This is a genomic window from Paraburkholderia kirstenboschensis (genome assembly GCF_904848585.1).
Classification (GTDB): domain Bacteria; phylum Pseudomonadota; class Gammaproteobacteria; order Burkholderiales; family Burkholderiaceae; genus Paraburkholderia; species Paraburkholderia kirstenboschensis.
The window spans coordinates 389,984-415,152 of sequence record NZ_CAJHCR010000003.1 but is presented as its reverse complement, the minus strand read 5'-3'; the positions used below and the strand labels follow the sequence as shown (position 1 = coordinate 415,152).

The 25,169-nt window shown below is 61.7% G+C and carries 22 protein-coding genes; 13 read left to right on the top strand and 9 right to left on the bottom strand.

Annotated elements, in window-relative coordinates; all coding sequences use genetic code 11:
• Positions 1–64: 64 nt before the first annotated feature.
• From JMY24_RS11680 to JMY24_RS11670, 3 genes are all read right to left on the bottom strand, one after another.
• Entirely contained in the window at positions 65–1,453 is a 1,389-nt protein-coding gene (locus tag JMY24_RS11680) for an FAD-binding oxidoreductase (RefSeq protein ID WP_128587891.1), read from the bottom strand.
• Positions 1,454–1,788: 335 nt separating this feature from the next.
• Positions 1,789–2,451: a ligase-associated DNA damage response endonuclease PdeM gene (gene pdeM / locus JMY24_RS11675; RefSeq protein WP_128596409.1), complete on the bottom strand. Its 663-nt coding sequence runs from the start codon at positions 2,449–2,451 to the stop codon at positions 1,789–1,791.
• The gene (locus tag JMY24_RS11670; RefSeq protein ID WP_201702078.1) at positions 2,448–5,105 is read right to left on the bottom strand and encodes a ligase-associated DNA damage response DEXH box helicase; all 2,658 of its coding nucleotides are present in this window, start codon (positions 5,103–5,105) and stop codon (positions 2,448–2,450) included. The genes pdeM and JMY24_RS11670 overlap by 4 nt, the downstream gene beginning before the upstream one ends.
• 185 nt (positions 5,106–5,290) lie before the next feature.
• On the opposite strand from JMY24_RS11670, the gene JMY24_RS11665 reads away from it, so the two are divergent.
• From JMY24_RS11665 to JMY24_RS11640, 6 genes are all read left to right on the top strand, one after another.
• Positions 5,291–6,148, top strand: a complete 858-nt coding sequence (locus JMY24_RS11665; RefSeq protein ID WP_128596410.1) for a carbon-nitrogen hydrolase family protein — start codon at positions 5,291–5,293, stop codon at positions 6,146–6,148.
• Between the two features lie 57 nt (positions 6,149–6,205).
• On the top strand, positions 6,206–6,607 hold the full coding sequence (locus JMY24_RS11660; protein WP_128596411.1) for an FKBP-type peptidyl-prolyl cis-trans isomerase: 402 nt from the start codon (positions 6,206–6,208) through the stop codon (positions 6,605–6,607).
• A 224-nt stretch (positions 6,608–6,831) separates the two neighbouring features.
• Positions 6,832–7,905, top strand: coding sequence for a DUF6765 family protein (locus JMY24_RS11655; protein WP_201702077.1), 1,074 nt, complete (start codon positions 6,832–6,834; stop codon positions 7,903–7,905).
• A gap of 217 nt (positions 7,906–8,122) precedes the next feature.
• Positions 8,123–8,461: a hypothetical protein gene (locus JMY24_RS11650; RefSeq protein ID WP_128596412.1), complete on the top strand. Its 339-nt coding sequence runs from the start codon at positions 8,123–8,125 to the stop codon at positions 8,459–8,461.
• Positions 8,462–8,715: 254 nt separating this feature from the next.
• Positions 8,716–9,594: an H-NS family nucleoid-associated regulatory protein gene (locus JMY24_RS11645; protein WP_128596413.1), complete on the top strand. Its 879-nt coding sequence runs from the start codon at positions 8,716–8,718 to the stop codon at positions 9,592–9,594.
• Positions 9,595–9,616: 22 nt separating this feature from the next.
• Positions 9,617–10,102, top strand: a complete 486-nt coding sequence (locus JMY24_RS11640; protein WP_128596414.1) for a hypothetical protein — start codon at positions 9,617–9,619, stop codon at positions 10,100–10,102.
• A 53-nt stretch (positions 10,103–10,155) separates the two neighbouring features.
• Here the strand turns inward: JMY24_RS11640 and JMY24_RS11635 are convergent, their stop codons facing one another.
• From JMY24_RS11635 to JMY24_RS11625, 3 genes are read right to left on the bottom strand one after another with little or no spacing between them, the layout of a single operon-like run.
• Positions 10,156–10,737, bottom strand: coding sequence for a hypothetical protein (locus tag JMY24_RS11635; RefSeq protein ID WP_236597387.1), 582 nt, complete (start codon positions 10,735–10,737; stop codon positions 10,156–10,158).
• 43 nt (positions 10,738–10,780) lie between these two features.
• A complete protein-coding gene (locus tag JMY24_RS11630; protein ID WP_128596416.1) occupies positions 10,781–11,428 on the bottom strand; it encodes a response regulator in 648 nt (215 codons plus the stop codon).
• Positions 11,425–12,846, bottom strand: coding sequence for a cache domain-containing protein (locus JMY24_RS11625; protein WP_128596417.1), 1,422 nt, complete (start codon positions 12,844–12,846; stop codon positions 11,425–11,427). The genes JMY24_RS11630 and JMY24_RS11625 overlap by 4 nt, the downstream gene beginning before the upstream one ends.
• A 328-nt stretch (positions 12,847–13,174) precedes the next feature.
• Between JMY24_RS11625 and JMY24_RS11620 the strand changes: the two genes are divergently transcribed.
• Both JMY24_RS11620 and mctP read left to right on the top strand, forming a co-directional pair.
• Positions 13,175–13,372, top strand: coding sequence for a DUF3311 domain-containing protein (locus tag JMY24_RS11620; protein WP_020068194.1), 198 nt, complete (start codon positions 13,175–13,177; stop codon positions 13,370–13,372).
• Positions 13,369–14,850 carry a monocarboxylate uptake permease MctP gene (mctP, locus tag JMY24_RS11615; protein WP_128586386.1) on the top strand — a complete coding sequence of 494 codons (1,482 nt, stop codon included), beginning with the start codon at positions 13,369–13,371 and terminating at the stop codon, positions 14,848–14,850. Before JMY24_RS11620 ends, mctP begins: the two co-directional genes overlap by 4 nt.
• Before the next feature lie 99 nt (positions 14,851–14,949).
• On the opposite strand, the gene JMY24_RS11610 is transcribed toward mctP, so the two are convergent.
• Positions 14,950–15,900: a LysR substrate-binding domain-containing protein gene (locus tag JMY24_RS11610; RefSeq protein WP_128596418.1), complete on the bottom strand. Its 951-nt coding sequence runs from the start codon at positions 15,898–15,900 to the stop codon at positions 14,950–14,952.
• A gap of 256 nt (positions 15,901–16,156) precedes the next feature.
• Between JMY24_RS11610 and JMY24_RS11605 the strand changes: the two genes are divergently transcribed.
• A complete protein-coding gene (locus JMY24_RS11605; protein ID WP_128596419.1) occupies positions 16,157–17,602 on the top strand; it encodes a putative bifunctional diguanylate cyclase/phosphodiesterase in 1,446 nt (481 codons plus the stop codon).
• 112 nt (positions 17,603–17,714) lie between these two features.
• Positions 17,715–17,987 carry a hypothetical protein gene (locus tag JMY24_RS11600; protein ID WP_128586389.1) on the top strand — a complete coding sequence of 91 codons (273 nt, stop codon included), beginning with the start codon at positions 17,715–17,717 and terminating at the stop codon, positions 17,985–17,987.
• A 64-nt stretch (positions 17,988–18,051) separates the two neighbouring features.
• On the opposite strand, the gene JMY24_RS11595 is transcribed toward JMY24_RS11600, so the two are convergent.
• Together JMY24_RS11595 and JMY24_RS11590 are read right to left on the bottom strand one after the other, a co-directional pair.
• Positions 18,052–19,284, bottom strand: a complete 1,233-nt coding sequence (locus tag JMY24_RS11595) for an NAD(P)/FAD-dependent oxidoreductase (RefSeq protein ID WP_128596423.1) — start codon at positions 19,282–19,284, stop codon at positions 18,052–18,054.
• Between the two features lie 222 nt (positions 19,285–19,506).
• On the bottom strand, positions 19,507–20,793 hold the full coding sequence (locus tag JMY24_RS11590) for an MFS transporter (RefSeq protein WP_128596421.1): 1,287 nt from the start codon (positions 20,791–20,793) through the stop codon (positions 19,507–19,509).
• A 106-nt stretch (positions 20,794–20,899) separates the two neighbouring features.
• On the opposite strand from JMY24_RS11590, the gene JMY24_RS11585 reads away from it, so the two are divergent.
• From JMY24_RS11585 to JMY24_RS11575, 3 genes are all read left to right on the top strand, one after another.
• Entirely contained in the window at positions 20,900–21,547 is a 648-nt protein-coding gene (locus tag JMY24_RS11585; RefSeq protein ID WP_128586392.1) for a helix-turn-helix domain-containing protein, read from the top strand.
• 177 nt (positions 21,548–21,724) lie between these two features.
• Positions 21,725–22,624 (top strand): DUF3348 domain-containing protein, encoded by a 900-nt coding sequence (locus JMY24_RS11580; RefSeq protein WP_201702076.1) that lies wholly within the window; start codon positions 21,725–21,727, stop codon positions 22,622–22,624.
• A gap of 10 nt (positions 22,625–22,634) precedes the next feature.
• Positions 22,635–25,166, top strand: coding sequence for a DUF802 domain-containing protein (locus JMY24_RS11575; RefSeq protein ID WP_128596425.1), 2,532 nt, complete (start codon positions 22,635–22,637; stop codon positions 25,164–25,166).
• The last annotated feature ends 3 nt before the right edge of the window (positions 25,167–25,169 follow it).

Genomic DNA, 25,169 nt, shown 5'->3' with positions numbered 1-25,169 from the left:
GCATGGCGGCCCGCGTGGCAAGGAGTTTGCGCACGCGGGTCTGGCGAATTGTCACGTTCCGGCGCTACACGGCCGGGCGAATGTTCTGGTTGTGACTGAAGAGATTGTGCGGGTCATAACGGCTTTTTACGGCGACGAGCCGTTCATAGTTCGGACCGTACGCGTCGGCGACGCGGCCCGCTTCTTCTTGCGTCATGAAGTTGACGTAGACGCTACCGAGCGAGAACGGCGCCGATGCATCGAAAAACGCGCGCGCCCACGATATGCAACGGTCGTCGTCGGCGGGATCTTCCCAGCGGCCGTGCACGTTCATGGCGTATTGAGTGTCGCGACTCGAATAGGCTGTTGCGTTCACAGGTACGCGCTGCGTTTGTCCGCCAATCTGTCCAAAGAAAATCTCACACTGCGGAGACGGCAGATTCTGGATCGACTGGAGCAGTGCCTCGATCAGGCCATCGTCGATGCCGGCGAGGTTGTGGGACTTCCAGTAATTGCGCGATCCCGGCGCGAGCAACGGGTCGAACGCCTTTTGCCACATTGCGAACGGCATTTCGCCGAGATGTTCGCCGACCGGCGTGCCGAAGGTCTTCACTTGCGCCACCGCCGAAGGGCCGTCCGCGGTGGGCCCGGTGTAGCACATCGCGAAGATGATGACTGGCTGGCCGTGCACGTCGGAGGGCAGGAACGGCAGCGGCGGTGCGAGCCGGAGAACGGCCCACACACTGAGTTCGTCCGGCATGTCCGCGGCTGCCGCGCGATATTTGACGAGGGCGTCCCTCGCCTGATCGAGCGGTAATACGACGAGTCCGCTGTACACCATCGGTCCCACCGGATGCAACGCGAACACAAATGACGTGACCACGCCGAAGTTGCCGCCGCCGCCGCGAATCGCCCAGAACAGGTCTTCATTCGAGTCGGCGCTAGCGCGAAGCAATTCGCCATCGGCGGTGACCACGTCGGCTGAAATCAGGTTGTCCACCGTCATGCCGTATTTGCGGCTAAGCCAGCCGAAACCGCCACCAAGCGTCAAGCCTGCCACGCCAGTCGTCGAATTGATGCCCAGCGGCGTTGCAAGCCCGAAGGCCTGCGCTTCATGATCGAAGTCAGCGAGCGTCGCGCCCGGTTCGACGTACGCGTGTCTCGCGAACGGGTCGATTCGCACCGATTTCATCAGCGAGAAATCCAGCACAAGGCCATCGTCGCACAAGGCGCTGCCGGCAATGTTATGACCGCCGCCGCGAATCGCCAGCGGCAGACCGTTGTCGCGCGCGAAGGCCACGCCGCGCCGTACGTCGGCGACGCCGGCGCAGCGCAGGATCATCGCAGGGCGGCGGTCGATCATTGCATTCCAGATGCTGCGTGCTTCGTCAAAACCGGCATCGTCGGGCAGCAGGAGCTGCCCACGTACAGCGGTTTTTAGTTCCTCGATGGCGCTGTTCGACACTTGAGCCATGGTTTGTCTCCAAGGTTTGGTGAGGGCGCTCGTTGAGCACCGTTGACTGACCAGGTAGATCGCAAGATTCTTGACAGGTTGGTTCAGCGTCCAGTAAACGGGGCTGTCTGATTTAGTCAAACACACGTAAACCCGCGTGCGGCTCAACGCTCGCGCGGATGCCCGTAGCGCGGGCTTCCGCGGACCCAAGACGGCACTACAGCGGCGCTTGCGCGGTCAATGGTGCATGTGCTTGCGGAAAAGATCGTGTTTGAAAGTGTTGGGTCGGCAGATGTGCGAGCGTTGCACTACGACACATATGACAAAAGCGACGCAGCAGTGCGCTGCGTGCATGATCAGCGAGGCACCTCGATGACCTTCTCGTGAGCCACTAGAAAGACTCTTTCTCCGCTGACGCGGCCGTCGTCGCGCGCACCTCCGGTAAAGCTGCCGAACGCGGGCAATACGCCATATTGCGGGCCGAAACGAAAGCACGGCACGCGAACGGAGTCGTTGCGCGTTGCGATTCGATAGACGGGATGCAAATGGCCGGCGAGTGCGTAAGCACCTTCGACGTTCTGCGGGTGATGACACAATGCCCACGGTCCCATGCGCCAGGGCTCCTGCACATAGTCGACGTTGAGCGTAATGGGCAAGGCGCCCGCATGCCGATCGTGATTGCCTTCAACCAGCACGACCCGCAACGCCGCATGCCGGGCGCGCCAGACGTGCAACGCATTGAGTGTTTCGTCGGCGTGCGCCTCGCGCGCATGCAGCAGATCGCCGAGAAATACGAGCGTGGCCGGTTCGAATTCGGCGATCAGAATGTCGAGGCGCATCAGGTTGTCGGCAGTCGAGCCGACCGGCACCGGAACGCCGCGCGCACGGAATACCGCGTCCTTGCCGAAATGCGCATCCGCAACGAAAAGACAGCGCAGCGCAGGATCGAACGCCGCGCGCAAGCTCGACAGCACGAGTGCCTGACCGGCGATTTCGACCGGCAACGAAGCAGGCTTCATGCGCGAGCCGCCTTTTCCAGTTCCGCGAGCATTCGCTCGACGCGATCCGCAAGCTTCTCCGTGCTGACCTTTTCGCGTAAGCGTCCGACAATGAGCGGGAACGCGAACGGCGTCGGCTTTTTCGGGCGCGTGAGAACGAGGCGGCTTTCATTCATCCGTTCGAGCGCGGAGCGAATGCGTTTAGCGTCGAGTTCTTGCAATAGCACTTCGGCGTCCGCCTGATTGAGTAATAAATTGCCGCTGTCGTGGTTGCGGAAAATATCGTAAAACAGGCCACTGGAAGCCTGCAATTGCCGCGCGCTTTTCTGCTGGCCGGGGTGCCCCTGAAACACGAGTCCCGACACCCGCGCGATTTCCCGGAAACGCCGTTTGGAGAGCTCCGACGAATTGAGGCTCGCGAGTATGTCGTGGTCGAGTTCTTCAAGGGACAGCAAACCGCTCTCCAGTTCCGCAGCCCAATCGAATGGTTGCGCGGACAACAGCTCGAAACCGTAGTCGTTCATTGAAATGGAGAACGTGCCCGGCTTCTCGCGCGCCACTCGCCATGCGAGCAATGCGCCCAGACCGATATGCGCGGTGCGCCCTGCAAATGGATAACAGAAAAAGTGGTGCCCTTCGCGCGATTTGAGTACTTCTGCGACCAGCACGCCGGGCTCCGGCAACGCCGACCACTTCTGCTGCAGTTCGAGCAGCGGCCGAACCGCGCGCATTTCCGGTTCGTCATAGATGCCGACCGCGGCGCGCGCGAGCATCGTCAATGTCGCCTCGGCGAGTTCAGAAGAGAGCGGCATGCGGCTACCCGCCCATTGCGGCATTGCACCGCGTCCCGACGCCGCGCGCTTGACCCACGCGGTCATGTCCTGCACACGAATCAATTCCAGCGCGCGACCGCCAAAGGTAAAGATATCGCCCGGTTTAAGCCGCGAAACAAAGGACTCTTCTATTGCGCCGATGCGTCCGCCTGCCAGATAAGCGACGTTCAGTGTGCCGTTTGCGACGATAGTGCCGACGTTGTTGCGATGCCGCCGCACAAGGTCCTCGCGTGGCACGCGATATAAACCGTCGCTTTCGCGCACCACGCGATGGTAGTCCGGATACGCGCGCAACGCAGTGCCGCCGCCCTCCACGAAGCCTAATGCCCAATCGAATTCATTTTGCGTGAGATGCCGGTACGCATACGCGGTGCGAATTTCGTCGTAAAGCTCGCGCGCGTTGAAGCCGCCTCCGATCGCCACGGTCACCAGGTGTTGAACCAGGACGTCGAACGGCTTCTCCGGCGTTTCACGGCCTTCTATTTGCCGCTTTTCAACCGCTTCCCGCGCCGCGGCCGCTTCGACGAGTTCCAGCGCGTGCGTAGGCACGATCGTCACGCGCGACGGACGCCCCGGCGCGTGGCCGGAGCGGCCTGCACGCTGCATCAAACGCGCGACGCCTTTGGGCGAGCCGATCTGGAACACACGCTCCACCGGCAGAAAGTCCACGCCGAGATCCAGGCTCGATGTGCATACAACTACTTTCAACATGCCGCTCTTCAAGCCGCGCTCGACCCACTCGCGGACTTCCTGATCGAGCGAACCGTGATGCAATGCAATTGCACCCGCCCATTCGGGCCGCGCTTCGAGCAGTGCCTGATACCAGACCTCGCATTGCGAGCGGGTGTTCGTAAATACGAGCGACGTATGCGCCTCGCCGATGGCGTCGGCGACCGCTTCGACCTGCCGCATGCCCATATGACCGCCCCACGGAAATCGCTCGATGGTCTCCGGAATAACCGTATCGACTATCAATGCTTTGGGCAGCTTGCCGTGCACGCTCACGCGCGGCGTTCTGACAGGCGCGAGCAGTACCTCGGCTGCGAACCGAAGGTTGCCGAGTGTCGCCGACAAACCCCACACCTGCAGTTCCGGCCGCCAACGCGCGAGCCGCGCAAGCGCGAGTTGCGTTTGCGTGCCGCGCTTATTGCCGAGCAACTCATGCCATTCGTCGACGATCACGAGTTTCAGGTGCGACAGTACTTCACGTGCGTCAGCTCGCGTGAGGACGAGCGACAGGCTCTCGGGCGTGGTAATCAGCGCCGACGGCATGCGCCGGTTTTGCCGCGCGCGTTCTGCGGTGGATGTGTCGCCGGTTCGCAGGCCCACTGTCCATGGCACGGCCAGTTCGGTCGCCGAGCTTTGCAATGCGCGCGCGGTGTCGGCCGCGAGTGCGCGCATCGGCGTGATCCAGAGAACAGTGAGCGGCTCCGGTTGAGTGCCTGCCGCTCGTTTCCGTGTGACCGCGGGTGCGGACGGCACGCTCGGAGCGAAGGCGGCGAGCGCGCCGAACCATACGGCCCACGTTTTGCCCGCGCCGGTGGTCGCGTGCAGCAATCCGCTCGCACCTCGTTCCATTTCGCGCCAGACTTTGCGCTGAAAGTCGAAAGGCTGCCAGCGGCGCGCCTCGAACCACGCGTGAAGCTTGTCGGCGAAAGGGCGGCGCAACGCATCTTCGTCGATGGCGAACGGCAGCGGCTCGAATGCCGGCTCGCGCGCGTCAAGCCGCGCCTGCTGCTCGCGGCTGCGCGGAATGCGTCGCGGACGGGGCGCGCGGCGCCGCTCCGGCATGGCCGTTGGCGGAGGAACTTCGCGGTTGTCGGGGTCGACCGGTTCATTCATCGGGAGCGCTCATTAGCATCAGGTTCGCATCGCGGCGATTGTTCGCAGTGCAGGTTCTGGCAGTGCAAGTTCTCTGTGGACCGTGCATGTACCGTGCTGGTTCACCATATCCTCGCACTCCCACTTTGTAGCCGTCCGTGATTAAATGCCGTGGCTTTACATGTGCCTTCATAACGGAGTCTACGGTGGATAACAAACTCGCGTCGTTACCTCATGTGCCATTGCAAATTGCCGCTGCCCAGGCGCAACCGGTTTGCGGGGACGTGACGGCGAACATAGCGAAGACGGTCGAATTGACCGGTCTAGCCGCTGACCGCGGCGCAGGACTGGTGGTTTTTCCCGAGAAGTTCCTGAGCGGATATGAACCCGGTCTGATCGCGGCCGACCCGTCGGAATACGCGTTCGACCAATCAGATTCGCGCCTCGACCCGATTCGCGAAGCGTGCCACCGCCACGCCATTGCGGCGGTTGTGGGCGCGGCCACGCGCGATGCCGGTGGACTGCGCATCTCTTCGCTCGTGTTCGATCGTCGCGGCGAAGACGCCGAGCCCTACCACAAGCAGTATTTGTATAAAAGCGAAGCGGAAATCTACCGGCCAGGCACGCGAGGCTGCATGCTCGAACTGGACGGATGGCGGCTCGCGCTCGGTGTCTGCTACGACTCGGGCTTTCCCGAGCATGCACGTCATGCGGCTGTAAACGGTGCGCATGCCTATCTGGTGAGCGGGCTATTCAGCGTCAAGTCCGGCTATCACCAGTCGCGTATCTGGTTCCCGGCACGCGCGTTCGACAACACGATGTATGTTCTCTTGTCCAACCATATCGGTACCACAGGCGGCTGGGACACGTGTGGCGCGAGCGCGATCTGGAGTCCGTATGGCGACGTGATTGCAGAAGCCGGCCGCGAACGGGAAGAAGTGATTAGTGCTCTGCTCGACCCCGCGGTTCTTGCCGATGTCCGCGAACGCGAAACAGCACTTGCGGACTTCGTCGCGCATGTGGAAGCGCCGGCGGGCGACCATGCAATAAGACGGATAGATTAACGGCACACAACAGTCGTTGCGCTAGAATGAGCTGTACTACCCATCTGGAGATTCGTTTTGAAATCTATCGTTGCTCTGCTCGCTGCCACTGTACTTTCATCCACGGCAATGGCCGCCGCTCCGGCTACGGAGAAGCTGCCTTCAGGCGTGATCGTCGAGCACCTCGTGCAGGGTACCGGCGCGCAGCCCGCGGCCACCGATGTCGTCAAGGTCAATTATCGTGGCACGCTTGCCAACGGCACTGAATTCGACGCTTCCGCGAAGCACGGCGGCACCGCGACATTCCCGCTCAACCGTGTGATTCCGTGCTGGACGCAGGGCGTTCAGACCATGAAAGTGGGCGGCAAGGCCAAACTGACCTGCCCAGCCGCCACCGCTTACGGTAGCCGCGGCGTGGGCGTTATTCCGCCGAACAGCGACTTGACGTTCGAAGTCGAGCTGGTCGACATAGTCAAATAAGGCGGCGCACAATGCGCTGAAAAACGGACCCCGCTACGGACAACGCAGCGGGGTTTTTTTATGGGCATGGCATTGGACGATGCCAGTCGGGGCGACGAGACAGGAAGAGAACTTCAAACAATAACAAGAACGCCAGCAAGCAGCGGCATGCTTTTAACTCACCGCCCACTCGCTCGTTTACCAATGCTGTTGTTGTGATTCATCGTGCATGAGGAGCGTCTGCCATGAACATCGACTTTCACTACGGCGTGGTCTATATCGTTGCCCGAGTTGGCGGTATGACGCCCGACCAGGCGCTGACCGTCGCCCATGCGTGCCAGTATGTCGACGACGCGACCACACCAGGCATCCTCCGTTTTCAGGGCGGAGAAACGTTCGAGCGCTTCGCCACCGCCCATAAGACGTTCGACTACGCCAATACCGAGAACGACCAGAACCGGCTCGTGTGGGCGCCATTTCATTTTTTGCCGGCAGGAGAGGGCGCAACACTCGAGGAAAAAGCAGTGTGCCGTGCGGACAGCGCAGTCGCGCGCGAAGTCGTGCGGCGAGCGATCCGTGAGCGCGGCACGGAAATGGGCTTGCATCGTCTCGGAGTCACGCTTCATACGTATGTCGATACATGGGCGCACCAGGGATTTGCCGGGATCGAAAGTCCGGGGAACCGGGTTCATTCACTCGTGGCGCAGGACTGCACGCGTAATGGCTGGCTTGCCAACCTCACGCTCGCTATGCAGCATCTGATCCAGCACGTCGAGGAAGATGTGCTTACCCTCGCACTGCCCGTCGGACACGGTGCTGCCTTGCACTATCCGGATCAGCCGTGGGCAAAGTGGCATTACATCGACGGCAGGAACGCGCTGATACACAGGCATAACCTGCCCGATTTCGTCGCGGCCGCGGATATGGCGTGCCGCGCGGTGCGTGCGTATGTGGCCGGGCGCGAAGACTTCGAAAATGAGGCGGGGATGCCGGAAAATGTGAAAGAGGCGGTTACGGAATTGCTCGATACGAACCGGATCATGGACGACAACGAGCGCCTGCGTGCTGTGTGCGAAGTGGTCAGAAACGGTGGCATTCCCGGCTTGAAAGAGCCCATTCCCGACTACATCGCCAAGGGCGTCGGCTCATGGAAATACAAAGCCACCGGTCTTCGTTCTGACGACGACTCCGGCGACAAACCGATATGGACCGAGGCATTCGAGAAGAGCGATTACCGGCTCTTTCACGACGCCGTCAAACAGCACCGTTTCTTGACGACCCAGGAAGTTCTGCCCGCCTATGGCCTGCGGATTGCGTGACGCGTGCACTTGCAAAGCACACGTTTGCCAGGCTTACCGGCCCCGGACGCCGGTAAAACGGCACCGCAAGACAAGTTAACGCACGGTTACCGGCCAAAGCGGCGTTAAAAAATGACTGGAAGCCTTTGAATATTCCAATGCTTGCCTATGGTAGAAGCGAGTATTGCCGCGACGCATAGTGGCGGCTTTTTCTTTATATGGGTGACGGGGTACAGACATGACGCCATCGAATGCCGCGATCTATCAGCCGCAGACCTGCACGCCCGAGTCGTTGCGAACGCTGGCGGGCTACCTGGAACTCGCGCTTGACGAGGGCGAAAGCGTGGTCCTGATGCGGATCGGAACGCAGGTGCGCAGCGTTTATGTCGGCGATCCGTCCGGCGTTTTCGAGGACCTGCGCGACGAAGGCGTCATACCTGCCCAGCAGGCCGACGAGATCCTGGCGTTGACGAGAATCGGGCTTAACCGGATCACCGCCGACGACCAGCAGTACCGCTTCTTGCGCGGCGTCAGATACATTGCCGACCGCCAGGTTGTTGTGTTTACGCCGACCTGATCTGTCCTGCAACAATTGGAAAGATAAAAGATAAGGCGAATAAGCAAAAAACAGTAAGCCCATAGGGAGATGAAAAAACGTTGAGGGCAAAGAACGAAGGCTGGAAAAAGGCGTCTATGGAGTGCATCAAAGAAAAGTTTCGTACTCCGGCACTCATAGCGGAAATAGACTGGGGTTTTTACGGCCACTCGACTATGCCTTTCTGACGCTATTCATGGCATAGTTCGATCGATTACCACATAAGGAGCAATTCAATGCCCACGTTAGAGCAGATCCAGGCAAAGCTTAAGAAGCTCCAGGCGCAAGCTGACATCCTGATTGCAAGGAAAGCACAAGTCGCAATCGACCAGATTCGCGATCTGATGCTCAAGCACGGCCTGACCACCGCGGATATCGAAGCCAAAGCAAAAGCACGGCGCGCAGCCAATCGTCTTAATGGCATTACTGGAAGCGGCAATGCAAAGCTTGCCGTAGCCGGCCAGAAAGTACCCAAGTATCGCGACCATAAAACAGGCGCGACCTGGACTGGACACGGTCGCGCGCCGGGCTGGATTGTTAGTGCGAAAGACCGGAGCGTGTTTCTGATCGACGGCGCAAGCGAATCGAACGGATTCACCAAGCTTGTCGCTACTGGCGCGAAAGGCAAAGGTCAGCCCAAAGGCGCGCAACCGCCCAAGTATCGCCATCCGACCACCGGCGCGACATGGAGCGGACGCGGTCCTGCGCCCGCATGGCTCGCATCGGTCAAAGATCGCACCAGGTTCCTTATCGACAGCAGTGCAGCACCGGCGGGTAGCGCGGGTAGCGCGGCCAGCCAGAAAACGGCAGGCAAGGTGAAGTCAGCAGCCACGAGTGGCGCGATCAGTAAAAAGGCCGCGGCGAAAAAAGTCGTGGCGAAAAAGGCGAAGGCGGGAGCGCAATCGGTAACGGCCACGAAAGCCGCGGTGAAGTCCGCCGCAAAGAAAGTTACCGCGCGAAAGGCAACCGCGAAAAAGGCAACCGCGAAGGCCGCAACGAAAGCTGCAACGAAAGCCGCTAGCAAGGCGCCAGGCCGCAAGAGGGCGGCAAAAGCGGAAACGGCCCCAGTAAGCGCGTCCGCACCGCTCGCTTCCACCGTGCAAGCCGGCGCGTAAGCGTACTGGAATAGCGAAGTACATGACCAACGCGCTTGAATCATCCCAGCAGGAGGACCTGGTTCTTCTGCTGGACTCAGTTCCTCATCCGGCAGCCGACGCTGCCGAACCGTTCATTGTCGCGAGCGACCGCCGCGTGATTCTCGCTTATCCCATTGCGGAATCCGACTTCGAGCGGTTTGGTCCATTCGATCCGGGCGACGATCCCTTCTGCGCGGTGCTGTTTCCCGACACCCTGTTTCATCGACTTGGGCCGCCGGGCGAGCACGATATGCAAATTCACCCGCTTGCGTCGCAAGGTCTGGCTGCTTATTCGGTCCACGAAGTCATCAATTCGTCTCTTGCTGAAGAGCTTTCCGCAGTTTCGTCGCCGGAACTCACGAGGCGCCATTTCGTCATTACGTTTCAGGAATCAACGTTCGAATGCGTTGCGTCTGATTACACCGTGGTCGGCGTGTATGGCGCGGCAGAGATCGCCAGCCGCGAAGCATTTGCGTTGGTGCGGTAGGCAATCAGCCGCTGCACTTATGTCGCGTGCAGGGCGACTCACCTTTCTTCGCGCTAGTTGCCCGGATTGGTTACAGGCCGGTCCGGGTCCGCAAGCGTTTTATACGGCAGCCTTGGGGCATGCGGATGAGTGGTCGTGTCGTCGATCACGCGGTCAACGTCCGCGGTTTTCGCGAGTTCGGAGAGGAACGTCTGCTTGTCGAAACTCGTCGCAACGCAACCCTGCACATAGATAAAGCGGCGTTGCAACGTGAGCCACAGCGTCGACTGCTCGCGCCAATGCGTCGCGGTATTGATATTGGCCAGACGCCGCTGTACGGCCTCTGCGATTTCGGCATCGTACAAATAGGCGTTCGATAAACGGCAGCGGCCTTCTATCCAGCAACTGTTGCCGCGTTCAATGCGGTAATGGCTATCGGCCAGCCATTCCTGTTCTGTTTCGAGCGGTCCCAGCGGCACGGGGCATCCGTCAATCGCTTTAGATATCTGAAAGAACGGATCGTGTCCGCGATTAATGCGCGCTTCCTCGCTGTGAGCGCGAGGTGAAAATGAAAGCAACGCTGAAGCCAACGTCACCCACAAACATAAAGCCGCGCATTGCAATGCACTCGCCGGCCTCCGCATTAATCGTCTCATTGTCTTTGTCTCCACTCGGCGCACAGCGAGACATTGTTTAGTATTAGCGGCTCGCGCGCCGGTTCTCAACCGCGAACTTGATCAATTCGGCCTGACCTTCGATATCGAGCTTGCGCTTCAAATTCAGACGATGCGTCTCCACCGTGCGCACCGACAGATCGTTGCGTTGAGCGATCTGCTTGCTCGACAAGCCCTCGGCGAGTGCATCGAGAATATCGCGTTCGCGCGGCGTGAGCCGCTCGACCGGCGATTGCATGGCCGAAGCATGAATCAGCCGCGCGCCGAGTCCCGCGCTGAAATACGTCTTGCCGTCGAGCACCGCGCCGATCGCCTGAATGATTTCCGTTGCCGGCGAATCCTTGAGTACATAACCGCTCGCACCTGCACGCACGGCCTGCGTGACGTATTCGAGGTTGTCGTGCATGGACAGCATCAGCACTCGAATTGCCGGAAAGCGCTCATGGAACATGCCGGCGAGCGCAATGCCGTTCATTCCGTTCATGCCGACGTCCATCAAAACGAGGTGAGGTTCATGACTCGCCGCGAGCGCAAGTGCTTCCTGCGCGTTGCCCGCTTCGCCGACGACTTCGATGTTGCGCACAGCTTCGAGCCGCGCGCGCAGACCGTCGCGAACGAGTGGGTGATCGTCGACCAGAATAAGGCGGGCCGGTGCGCGCGAGATGTCGTTCATGAAGAGGTCTCCTGCAGGCTCTTGGTATGAAGCTCCGTTGTGCCGATGCCGAGCGGCACGTACGCCGTGACCAGCGTGTGGCCGGGCTGGGAACTGAGCGCAAGCGTTCCGCTAAGCGCTTCCACGCGCTCGCGCATGTTGCGCAGGCCCACGCCCGAGCGGCGGCCGACGAAGGCGTGCGTGACGTCGAAACCCGAGCCATTGTCCGCGATTGTCAGCGTGACTGCATCGTGGGAGATTTCCAATGCGAGCGCCGCGCTCGACGCGTGCGCATGGCGCACGATATTCGTCAGCGCTTCCTGCGCGATGCGAAACAGCACCGTGTTGACCGCATCGGGTAAAGACGGTGCATGAGTGTGAGCAATCTGCGTGAAGCCGATTTCAATGCCCGACTGTTCGCTCAGTTCGCGGGTGAGTTGTTCGATTGCTGCCGCGACGCCCAGGTCGTCGAGCATCGACGGGCGCAGCGCATGGGAAATGCGGCGCACCTCACGCAAGGTATCGCCGAGACGCGTGAGGCTCGTTGAGAGTGCGGCTTCGGCGGCGGGCACGCGGGTTTCGCTGCGCTCGAAGCGAGCAAGCGCGGACTCGAGCAGCAGTTTCACCGACACCATCATCTGGCTGATGCCGTCGTGCAATTCACGCGAAAGCCGCGCGCGTTCGTTCTCCTGCGACTCGACTACCTGTTGCGCAAGCCGCTTCAGCTTTGCGTCCGCGCTGCGATATTCGGTGACGTTGAGCACGAGCGCGCACAATGCAATCGCGGCGAGCCCGGCCAGCGCGATCGCGTCGATCCACATCATCGTGCGGTCGATATTGATCGCTGCCCGTTCGTCGATATGCGCGAGCGTCGTGTCGACGTCGTCGAGATAAATGCCTGTGCCGATCATCCAGCCCCAGCGCTCGAGCGGCACGACGTAGCCGAGTTTAGACGCGAGCTTGCCCGTCGACGGACGATGCCACAGGTAACGTACATAGCCGCCGCCTTGCGAAGCCGCGGCGAGCAGTTTCCGGATCGTCGGCACGCCTTGCGGATCGCGCAACTCCGATAGATCGCGCCCCACCAGATCCGGCTCGCGCGGATGCATCAGCGAACGGCCGTGCATGTCGTAGACGAAGAAATAACCGTCTTTGCCGAAATCCATCTTTTCGAGGATGTCGAGCGCTCGTGTGCGGCGCAGCGCATCGTCGCGCGCATTGTCCTCGCCCGCTTCATAAAGCGGTGCGATTGCGGAAGTAGCGAGTTCCACGTAATGCTTGAGCTCGATTTCCTTGCTGGCCATGTACGCAGCCTGAGTCGTCGCGTGCTGCGTTTGCGCGAGCGCGGTCGCTTCGCGGCGCACACCGATCTCGATGCTGGCAATAGCCGCGAGAAAAGGCACGATCGCCAGCAGAACAATCTTGGCTTTGAGTTTCATCGTTGAAAAAACGGCCGGTTGGCTACGTAGTAATACGTAGCCGGCTTACGTAGTTGCGCGCTTGTGAGGACGCTTACGAAGGCGAATACTACATCCCCGCGGCGTACTGCGTCTTTGCGGACCGCTTTCGCCGTCATGCCGCCGCGCATTTCGTATGAACGATACGAGCCGGGCCCTGTTAATGCTGCGCCTGACAGGCGTCGACAGTGCGCAAAGGCAAATTCCGGTTTGGCACGGGGTATTGCAATCAGATACCTGGTGCCGGCTTTCCGCGTGCCGGACCACAAGTCCGGACGCGCGGTGTCAATAATAGATCTAGGAGAAGTACATGGAGACCTCCCCCACCGCCGGCCGGTCATGGCTATGGCTCATTCTTTTGCTCCCGTACATCGCGTTGTTGTGGTTGCCGTTCTATAACGACACGCGTCCGTCGTTCGCCGGCTTTCCGTTCTTTTACTGGTATCAGTTCTTGTGGGTGCCGTTGACCTCGCTACTGATTTACGTCGTGTATCGAGGTGTCAAATGAGCGATCTGAATCCCGTCAATCCGGTGGCGATGACCGTCTTCATCGCGTTCTTTGTTCTCGTTACGGTAATTGGCTTCTTCGCGGCGCGCTGGAAGCGCGGCGACCTCACGCAATTGCACGAGTGGGGGCTTGGCGGCCGGCAGTTCGGTACAGTGATTTCGTGGTTTTTGGTGGGCGGCGACTTCTACACCGCATACACGGTGATCGCGGTGCCGGCGCTCGTGTACTCCGTCGGTGCGTATGGTTTCTTCGCGCTGCCGTACACGATCATCGTTTACCCGTTCGTGTTCGCTGTCATGCCGAAACTGTGGAAAGTCGCGCATGCGAAAAATCACATCACGGCCGCGGACTACGTGCAGGGCGAATACGGCGGCAAGTGGTTTCCCGCCGCTGTCGCGCTGACCGGCATTGTCGCGACCATGCCGTACATCGCGCTGCAACTGGTCGGCATGCAAGTGGTGATCAAGGGGCTTGGCGTGACCGGCGAATTGCCGCTGATCGTCGCGTTCGTGATCCTCGCGCTTTACACGTATGCAAGCGGCTTGCGTGCCCCGGCGATGATTGCGTTCGTGAAGGACATCATGATCTATATCGTCGTGATTGCGGCGGTGTGGCTGATTCCCGCGAAGCTCGGCGGCTACGCGCATGTGTTCGACGCGGCCGATACGTATTTCAAGGCGAAGGGCGGCGCGACCGGCATCATTCTCAAGCCGACGCAATTCACCGCTTATGCATCGCTCGCGTTGGGTTCGGCGCTCGCCGCGTTCATGTATCCGCATACGATGACGGCAGTGCTGTCTTCTTCGTCCGCGACTACGGTCCGCAAGAATGCGATTTTCCTGCCGGCTTATACGCTGCTGCTGGGTCTGATTGCGTTGCTCGGCTATATGGCGATTGCGGCCGGCGTGCATGTCAAGTCGGCCTCAGACATAGTGCCGGCGCTCTTTGGCACTTTGTTCCCGTCATGGTTCGTCGGCTTCGCGGCGGCGGCGATCGCGATCAGCGCGCTGGTTCCGGCAGCAATCATGTCGATCGGTGCGGCCAATCTGTTCACGCGCAATTTGTGGCGTCCGCTGGTGTCTCCGAACATCACGCCGGCGGCTGAGGCGGCGAATGCGAAGATCGTGTCGCTGGTGGTGAAGTTCGGCGCGCTGCTGTTTATCGTGTTCCTGCCCACGCAATACGCAATCGACCTGCAATTGCTCGGCGGCGTGTGGATCCTGCAGATCTTCCCGGCTATCGTGTTCTCGTTGTACACGCGGCGTCTGAACACGCCGGGCCTGTTCGCCGGGTGGCTCGTAGGTATCGTGCTCGGCACGGCGCTCGCGATCTCACAGGGGCTCAAGCCGGTGTTCGCTCTGCATCTCGGCGATGCTGTGTACCCGATCTATATCGGCCTCATCGCACTGGTGGTGAACGTTGCCGTGACGTTTGTCGTCTCTGCCGTGTCGCCGCGCCGAGTGGCTGTTAGCGCCTGATCGTCCGGTTCTCGTTCAGCTTTGCAGACGCCGCGAGCCCTTTTGGCTCGCGGCGTTTTGCTTTATTGCAAGAACGCAGCGCAGCGTGAATCAAATGCCCTAGACCAGGACTTCGACCGATTGCATTGCCCGGCGAATGTCCACCGTCCGTGCCCAAGATTGGTCGCGAATCGTTTCGATCAGGCAATCGATAAAACATCGCGACGCGGCATCGGCCGGCTCGCCAGTGCGCACTATGACGCCGACGGTGGATTCATCGAGTTCGTCCCGCAACGGGATCGCACACAAACCGTCACGTGCCGCGCACAGCTCGACGAGAGGCCTGGGAAAAATGCTGAGCATGTCCGTGCGCTTGAGCAGCGCGACCGCTACAGTCAGCGAGTGCAGAAAGTGAATACTGCGTGGTACGGGAAACCCGCGGCGGCCGAAGATCTGATAAGGCGCCTGGGCGTCGGTTTCCGGATCTAGCGCAACGAGCCAGTCGGCGTCGCGCAATTCCGCCAGCGAGCGGCACTCCGCACGCGGATGGTGCTGCCGGGCCACGACTGCGCGGCTCGATGCGAATAGCGGTTGGTAGGTGAAATCGCAACTGGTCGCGCCCGGCGCCTGGCGGCCCACATAAATGTCGAGACTGCCGTCGCGTAGGCGCGGTGTCGCGATGGCCAATAAGCCTTCAAACAGTTCCAGTTGAATCGTCGGCATCTTCGCGCGAAACCGCGCCACTGTTTCTGGCAGAAAGGTCAGCGCGACCCATGCAGTCACGGCGATGGACAAACGCCCACCCGGCTCCCCGCGTATTGCGTTCATGGCTTGATGCGCACGCGTCATTTGCGCGGCCACGAGGCGCGCGTGCACGAGGAGGGTTTGTCCTGATGCGGTAAGCGTCACACCGGACGATGTGCGCACAACGAGTTGCATGCGTACCGTTTCTTCCAGTTGTTGAATGCATTGCGTGACGGCAGCCGGCGATGAATCGAGCATTCGCGCGGCACCCCTGACACTGCCCGCATCCGCAACGGCAATGAGAGCGCGTAGCTGATGAATTTTCATTATGTTGTCCAGCGGTTCGTGCGGGATGCGATGCAGCGTTTGCCGTTGCTTTACGCGTTCACCAACGCGCCCCATTCTCAGAAGTGCTATGCCGGAATATCTTGGAGGCACGGATGCAGCGTTGCAACGCCGGCCTGTCCTCCCGCTTTATCAGGCTTTGATATACGTAGTCCTTAAGGTAGATGACGATTCGGTAAATGCATAAAAACATGCTGACGCGCGGTTAATGTGTAATGCTTATCATAGGAGTGTAGTGATGACTCAGCAAGTTTGCGTGTTGCCGGCAAGCCGTTCGCATGCACATTCGCGCTCCGCGCGTCGCGGCGCACCATCGCAGCATGCGCGCAGTTCGGGGGCCATTGCGCAAGGTCCAGTTAACGGACACGTTGCACGCGCATCGTTTGTCGATTTGCTCACGGGCGTGTACGACCGCGCCTACGCAACCGGGTGCGCTCGGGAGTTGCTGGCATCTGCGAAGGCGGTAGGTGTTGCGATGCTGGTCGTCAACCTCGACGGCTTTAGCAGAATCAACGACATTGCCGGCTACGATCTCGGCGACCGGCTCCTGCGCCGCGTTGCGCAGCGGCTCGCAAGCTCGATCGCTGATGACCAGGTGCTCGCCCGAATCGGTGGCGACGAGTTCGTGATCGTGGCGCAAATGTTGGGCGATGCGTCGAGGCTGACCGCATTCGCGCAGCAAGTGCTCGCGTCGTTCGGCGAGCCGTTCGTGATCGCGGGGCGCGAGTATCGCGTGAGTGCGTCGGTGGGCGTTGCGCTGTCCAACGGCGATGCGTGCAATGCGGCTTCCCTGATGCGTGATGCCGGGTTGGCGATGCGCCATGCGAAGCGATGCGGCCGCGACACCGTGCGCTTCTTTACGGGCAAGATGCGGGAAGGTGTGCAGCGCCGCTTTGCGATCGAGGGTCTATTGCACCATGCACTCGCCCGCCGCGAATTCAGACTTGCCTATCAGGCGGTAGTGGATGCGGCATCACGCGAGACGATAGGCGTCGAGGCGCTGGTGCGGTGGACCAGCAACGAACTCGGCGACGTCCCACCCGCCGAGTTCATTCCGGTTGCGGAACAGGCAGGGTTGATGGAAAGCATCGGCGATTGGGTGTTGGAGATGGCATGCGCGCAGGCTGCGGACTGGCGCTGGAGTATCGCGCCGGACATCGCTGTCTCCGTGAACATTTCGCCGGCGCAATTCAGCGAGCGTCTCGTGCGACGCGTCGCTGCATGTCTCGAGAACAGCGGTCTCGAGCCATCGGCGCTGCAGCTGGAAATCACCGAGGGCATGCTGTTGCCGGATGACACGGCCGTGCGCGCCACCACTGCGGCGCTTGCTAAGCTGGGCGTCAAGCTGGCAATCGACGACTTCGGCACCGGTTACGCGTCGATGTCGTACCTGAAACGGTTCCGGCTGGATAGCCTGAAGATCGACCGGTCATTCGTTGCAGGCTTGCCACGCGATGCCGATTCGGTGGCCATCACTCATGCGCTCGTGACAATGGCCCACGCATGCCATATGCGCGTAACGGCGGAAGGCGTGGAAACCGAAGCGCAAGCAGTTACGTTGCGCGAAATGGGCTGCGACGCGCTGCAAGGCTATCTGTTCAGCCGCCCATGCAGCGCTGCAGAATGCGCGGCCGCATTGTCGCGCCGTGCCATCAGAATGAACAGCCGCTATAGAGATAAGTGATCCTCAATAAAAAAGTGGAGTTTTCTGCGATGCTTTCTAGAATGAATTTATATAAACGCCCAGATCGAGTGCCCCTCGCAAGGACGGTGTTCTGCAAATGAGGAGAGAGACCATGTGCGATGCAGAAGTCGCTGCTGTGCTGCTGAACCGTTGCACACTTCAGCCATTCGACGAACCGGAGCCGTCTTACCTCGGCATATTGCGTGAGGGAAACCTGATGTTCAAACATGAGTGCGGCTTCGTGCGTTTACGCGATATTCCCGGTAGCAACGCTTGCCGTACAGAGTCGTTGATTTTTGCCGACGGCTCGCGCGCGTTGCGTGTTAGCGTGGCCGAGAGCGATGGTGGCTGGACCTGCTGGGCGGCACTGCAACCGCTGCATTGAAGCGGGCGAGCGCGCTGGCCACGTCGGTAAAAGCGAGCGGCGTTAACGCCGCTCGCGCTCGCCGTTAGAACCGGTCCACTCTGAACGGTCGCGAATCCACCAGCGTTTGCTCACCCGTCATCATTTCGGCGATGAGGCGGCCTGTCACTGGCCCTAACGTGAGTCCATGATGCGCGTGGCCGAAGGCGAACCATAAGCCCTGATGTTTTTCGGCGCGCCCGATCACCGGCATCATGTCGGGCGTGCAAGGCCGCGCGCCCATCCACGGTTGATCGTCGACACGTTGGTCCAGTGGAAACAGCGTGCGCGCAATCGGTTCGACAGCGGCGAGTTGCGTAGGCGTTTTCGGCGAGTCGCGCAGCGCAATCTCTGCGCCGGTCGTCAAGCGGATGCCGCGTGCCATTGGCGCGAGCAGGTAGCCATTTTCCACGTCGAGCACCGGATGATTGAGGCGTGCTCCAGCCCGCGGCGAATAGTGCATGTGATAGCCGCGCTTGACGCCGAGCGGCAGGCGATAACCGAGTCTCGAACTGAGAACGTCCGACCACGGCCCGAGTGCCACGACCACCGAAGAGGCCGCGATAGTCCCCGCGTTTGTCGTCACCTCCCAGCCATTGCGAAGCGTATTCGCATCGCCGGTGAAGATGCGTCCGCCGAGTGTCTCGAAGTACTTTGCGTAGGCCGAGACGAGCGCGTTTGGATCGCTCACCGAATCGGCTTGCGTGTAGCGCAGGCCACCTTGCAATGCCTTGTCGAGATCGGGTTCGGCCTGCTGCAAGCGGGCGGCGTCGAGCGTTTCGAATTCAACGCCATATTCGCGGCGCCATTGCTCCGCAAGGCGTATTTCCGCGTCTTGCGCCGCGGTGCTGCGAAACACCTTGATCCAGCCGGTGGGCCGAAGCAATGCACTCGCGCCCGCGTTTGCGGCCAACGCGCGGTGCTCGCTCACGCAGTGTTCGATGAGCGTGGAGTAAGACCTCGCGATTGCAGCGTGTTTCGCCGGCTCGGAATTACGCCAGTATTTCCACAGAAACGGCGCGGCATGGAACAGCGCATCGCCATGGTAGCGAACGTCGAGCGACTGATTGCGCGCGTACCGAAGCAGGGCACCGAGTCCGCGTGGGAATGCATACGGATAGACGCCTTCGCGCTGGATCAGGCCTGCGTTGCCAAACGAAGTCTCGTTGCCGGGCAGTTTGCGATCGACCAGCGCGACCTGGCGGCCGCGTTGTTGCAGATGCACGGCCACGCACACGCCGACAATGCCAGCGCCTAACACCACGGTATCGAATTTGATTGCAGTCATCGGTTAAAGCGCTGAGAGGCCCGAGCCGTTCGAGCCGGACCGGTTGATAAGAGGAGGTGCGCGTCGAGCAGTTCGACCGGCGAGATTTCCTTCGCGCCGATCATGCGGCGCAACTCAGCCGCTCTGCACTTGAGCAATGGGTTGTCGGGACTCATCGTCTCCTCGCTCATTGAGTTCTTGCGCATTGCGTTCTTGCCTGTTGCGTATTCATTCTCAGCCGAGCGCTTCGCCGGTACGATCTTGCAGCCAGATCACGGGCACTAGCGAGATCGCGCAGGCAGCGGCGACATACCAGGCCGGCGCAAGCGGATTGCCGGTGCGCGCGACCAGCCAGCTTGCGATAAACGGCGAGAAGCCGCCGAAGAACGAAGCGCTCACCACATACGTCAACGCAATTCCCGTTGCGCGCACATGTTTCGGGAACAGTTCCGGAATCATCACCAGCACCGGCACGATCTGCCCGGACACGAACACGGCGAGCAGCGCTGAAATTATGCAAAGCGCGGTCATGGACGGATGCGCACTCAGAAATGCAAACGCCGGATACACGAGCAACAGCATCGCCACACGGGAAATCACGAGCACGCGCTTGCGGGTGAAGCGATCGGCCAGCATGCCCGCGAGCGGCGCCGCCACGAAGAGCGCGAGCGAACTGACGATACCCGAGATCACCGCGGACGTGGAAGAAAGATGCAGCGTGCGCACCGCATGGCTCGGCAGAAAAAACGCGGTGATATAGACGGAAACCGAGCCGCCCAATTCCGCGAAGGTGCCGAGAATCGTCAGCTTCAGGTGCGTGGTCAGCGCGGCCTTCAGCGCGCCGCGCGGCGCCGGTTCACCGGGCTTGCGCCCGGTCAGCGTTTCTTCGAGCCGCCTGCGGATCAACATACCGGCCGGTGCCGCGATGATGCCGAGCACGAACGGAAGACGCCAGCCCCATTCGAGCACTGCCTGCTTCGGCAGCAGTACGTTGACGAGCGTCGCGACGAGCGCGCCGAGCACGAGCCCTGCGGCGGTCGCGGCGAAGTTCCAGCTTGCAAAGAAGGCGCGGGTGTCGTCGGTCGCGTATTCGACCAGCAGCGTCGTGCCCGGCCCGAACTCGCCGCCCGCCGCGAAACCCTGGATCAGGCGCGCCACGAGCACGATCAACGGCGCGGCGAGTCCCGCAACCGCATAAGTCGGCGCGCACGCGATCATCGCGCAGCTGAGCGCCATTAGCATGATGGTGAGGACCATCGCGTTCTTGCGCCCCGCGCGGTCCGCATAGGCGCCGATCACCACGCCGCCCAGAGGCCGGACCACGAAGCCGACGCCGAATACGCCGATCGACAGCAGGAACTGGTTGACCGGCGACGCGCCCGGAAAGAACAACTGCCCGATCTGGATAGCAAAGAAGCTGTAGATCGTGAAGTCGTAGAATTCGAGCGCCGTGCCGATGGTCGTGGCAGTAATGACGCGAGTCCTGGTCAAACCGGGCTTACTGAGAGCAAGGGTGGACACGATAGGGTTCCCACAAAGAAGGTGGAATCGACGTGAGTTATCATATACGAGAAAAAATAAAGTTCTCACATACGAGAAATTTTCATGGCAAGCGGAATCAGGTGAGATGGCCAAAGCCGTAGTGAAACAACAGGAGGCGCCCGGACATGAAGCGCCGCCCTCGCTCGATCACAAGCTGGTGGGCGCGCATTTGCGGCAGGCGCGCAAAGCGCGCGGGCTGACGCTGGCCGAGTTGTCGGAGCGTTCGGGTATTGCGGTGTCGACGATCTCGAAGGCCGAGCGCGGCGACATCGCGCTGACCTACGACAAGTTCGCGGCGCTCGCGCATTCGCTGGAACTAGAATTCGACGCGATCTTCGGGCGGCGCCGCAAGCCGGCCGCCGGTGCGATGAAGCCGTCTTTCACGGCGGCGGGCAAGCAGCAGATCTACGACACGCCGAACTACGAGTACGGCATGCTGGCGAACAGTCTGACCGGCAAACGCATGATGCCGATGCGCGCGCACATTCACGCCCGCGCCGTGTCCGACTTCCCGGAGTACATCCGGCACTCGGGCGAAGAGTTCGTTTTCCTGCTGAGCGGCAAGCTCGAACTGCGCTTCGAAAACGGCAAGTCGTTCAAGCTGATGCCGGGCGACAGTCTTTACTTCGACAGCTCGGTTGGGCACATCTATCTGAGCGTCGGTGACGAAGACGCCGATGCGCTCGTGTGCTGCGTCGATACGGACGAGCATCGTCCGCGCGGGGCTATCTGAGCGAATGCGTTCGTGCTTATGCATCGCGTGATCATGGGGCCGCCGGTCAGACGCGCGGGCTCTGCCGGACACAATATCCAGGGCCGCGAGACGCTCGCGTTGCGGACCGATCTTCGGGGGACAGAAGCCGTCGTCCGCGTCAGCGTGTAAACTGCTGACTTTTTTGCATCCGGTGGTATGTTGCAAGCCCTTCAGCGCACAGCTCCCAGCGGCCCGGCGCTCATCCGCCTGCTGGCACGTTTCGCCGATTCCGATGTCCCCGAACCCCGGCAGTCGCTGTCCGACAGGCTGAGCCAGTGGCTCGGCTGGACGGACGCGATTGCGCTGTCTTCGGCGCTCACCGGCGCGCCGCCCTCGGTGCCCGTGGCCCCGCGAGCGTTCGGCAGCGCGGAGGAGGCGGAGTGCGCGCGCGTGCGTGCGTCGCTCGTCAAGACCATTACGGGCGACAGCGCGTTTGCCGTCGCGAGGCGCCGCGGTGCCGGGTACATCGAGCCGCAGGCCGTGCCGGTGGACTACGCGTTGTTTCGCCAACGCTACCAGACCATGCAGCAATCGATGGAAACGGGTGTCGGCAATTTGCGCGGCCGGCTGCGGGCGCTGCTCGCCGCGAAGACTCCCGCAATGGGCCGCCTCGCGCTGCTGGACGCCGTGATGGAGCGCGCGCTCGGCGAGCGCGAGCGGAATCTGCTGGCGAGCGTACCCGTGCTCCTCGCCGGGCACTTCGAGCGGCTGCGCGACGCCGCGCAGCAGGCGCAGGACGCGGAACATGCGGCGGACGACGGCGCACAAGCGGACAGCGCAGCGAGCCGCGCGGCAAGCGAGGCAGCAAGCAAAGCCGCAGCCGCAGCCGGCAGTGGCGCTGAGGCTAGTGTCGAGGCCAAGGCCCGCGTTCAGGCTCAGGCCCAGCCCCAGCCGCAAGCCCCCGCCCCTGAAGCAGCGCCGACGCCCGCCCCGGCGGGCGCGCACGGTGCCTGGCTCGACGTTTTCCGCAAGGACATGCAGAGCGTGTTGCTTGCTGAGCTGGATGTTCGTTTACAACCGGTCGAAGGGCTGCTCGCCGCCCTTCGTACTCGCTAACTGGGACACTATGTCCAGATTTCGTATTGAATTCGTTGTGTTCGCGGCAGGTCTCGCCGCGGTGTGCGGCATCGCCATCGGCTATGTCGGTTCGAACTGGCTGGCGCTGGCGGTCACGCTGCTGATCGGCGCCTGCTATCTGGCGGGCGCGCTCGAATTGCGCCGCTATAGCCAGGCCACGGGGACGCTCGCGCGCGCCGTGGCCGGTTTGTCCGAGCCGCCGCCGCGGCTAGGCGCATGGCTGGAATTGCTGCATCCGAGTCTGCGTAATGCCGCGCGGCTGCGTATCGAAGGCGAGCGCGTTGCGTTGCCGGGGCCTGCACTTACGCCTTATCTGGTCGGCTTGCTCGTGCTGCTCGGCATGCTCGGCACTCTGCTGGGCATGGTCGTGACGCTGCGAGGCACGGGCATGGCGCTCGAAAGCGCGACCGACCTCGCGGCGATCCGCGCTTCGCTGGCCGCGCCGGTCAAGGGGCTTGGCTTCGCGTTCGGCACGTCGATCGCGGGCGTCGCAAGCTCGGCGATGCTCGGCTTGTTGTCGGCGCTTTGCCGCCGCGAGCGGCTCGAAGCGGCGCAACGGCTCGACGTCAAGATCGCGACGAGCTTGCGTATCTACTCGCAAGCTCATCAGCGCGACGAAAGCTTCCGGCTCCTGCAAACGCAGGCCGAATTGATGCCGACGCTCGTCGACCGCCTGCAAACGATGATGGCGGCGCTGGAGCAGCACAGCCTTGCTTCCAACGAGCGCCAGCTTGCGAGCCAGGAGGCATTCCACAGCAACGCACAGGTCGCCTATACGCGGCTTGCGGCGTCGGTGGAGCAGTCGCTCAAGCAGAGCGTCGCGGACAGCACGCGCGCCGCCGGCGAGGCGCTCGAGCCCGTCATGCAGGCAACGATGGCCGGCCTCGCTCGCGAGAGCACGGCGTTGCACGCGAGCGTGGCGCAGGCGGTTCAGTGGCAACTGGATGGCCTGTCGAGCGGGTTCGAATCAGCCACTGCGACGGTCGCCGACATCTGGGGCAAGGCGCTGGCGGGCCAGCAGCGCTCGAACGAGGAAATGACGCAGCAGTTGCGCGCGTCGCTGGAGCGCTTTACACAGACTTTCGACGAGCGCTCGGCCGGTCTGGTCGACGGCGTGTCCGCGCGTTTGGAAGCCGCGGCGGGCAACGTGTCGCAGGCGTGGAAGGAAGCGCTTTCACGTCAGGAGCAGGCTGGCGAGACGCTTGCAGTGCGGCACGAGCAGGCGCTCGCTGCGGCGGCGGCAAGCTTCGAAGAGCGTTCGGCATCGTTGGTGCGGGCCGTCGGGCAGTCGCATGCGGATTTGCAGACCCAACTGGCCTCTCAAGACGAAGCGCGGCTCGCGGCGTGGACTGCGACGCTGACCTCGATGGCGGCCAATCTCGGCAAGGAATGGGAGCAAGCAAGCGAGCGCAGCGAAGAGCGGCTCACGGCGTGGACCTCGAAGCTCGATTCGATGGCAGCCACTCTCGGCAAGGAATGGGAGCAGGTGGGCCAGCGCAGCGAAGAGCGGTTGACTGCGTGGACCTCGAAACTCGATTCGATGGCGGCCAACCTCGGTAAGGAATGGGAGCAAGCAAGCCAGCGCAGCGAAGAGCAGTTGACGGCGTGGACTTCGAAGCTCGATTCGATGGCGGCCACCCTCGGCAAGGAATGGGAGCAAGTGGGCCAGCGCAGCGAAGAGCGGCTCACGGCGTGGACCTCGAAACTCGATTCGATAGCAGCCACTCTCGGCAAGGAATGGGAGCAAGTGGGCGAGCGCAGCGAAGAGCGGTTGACGGCCTGGACTTCGAAGCTCGATTCGATGGCGGCCACCCTCGGCAAGGAATGGCAACAGGCAGGCGAGCGCACAGCGAGCCGTCAGCAGGAGATATGCGAAACGCTCGCGCGGACCGCGAGCGATATCTCTGCGCAAACGCAGGCGCATGCCAGCGAGACGATCGCGGAAATATCGCGGCTCGTGCAGGCAGCGTCGGAGGCGCCGAAGGCCGCCGCCGAAGTGGTCGCGGAACTGCGTCAGAAGCTCTCGGACAGCATGGTGCGCGACACCGCAATGTTGCAGGAGCGCAGCCGCTTGATGGAGACGCTCGAAACGCTGCTCGATGCGGTCAACCATGCATCGACGGAGCAGCGCACGGCGGTGGATGCGCTCGTCGCGACGTCGGCGGATCTGCTCGAGCGCGTCGGCACGAGGTTCACCGACAAGGTCGAGGCCGAGGCGGACAGGATCGGCGCGATTGCCGCGCAGATCACCGGCGGCGCCGTCGAAGTGGCGAGCCTCGGCGAAGCGTTCGGCGGTGCCGTGGAGCGTTTCGGCGAGTCGAACGACAAGCTCGTCGCGCATCTGGAAAGAATCGAGGCCGCGCTCGACAAGTCGCTCGCGCGCAGTGACGAGCAGCTTGCGTACTACGTCGCGCAGGCGCGCGAGGTGGTCGATCTGAGCGTGATGTCGCAAAAGCAGATCGTCGAAGATCTGCAGCAGCTCGCTGCCCAGCGCGCCGCGGACGGAGCCGAGGCAGTATGAGCG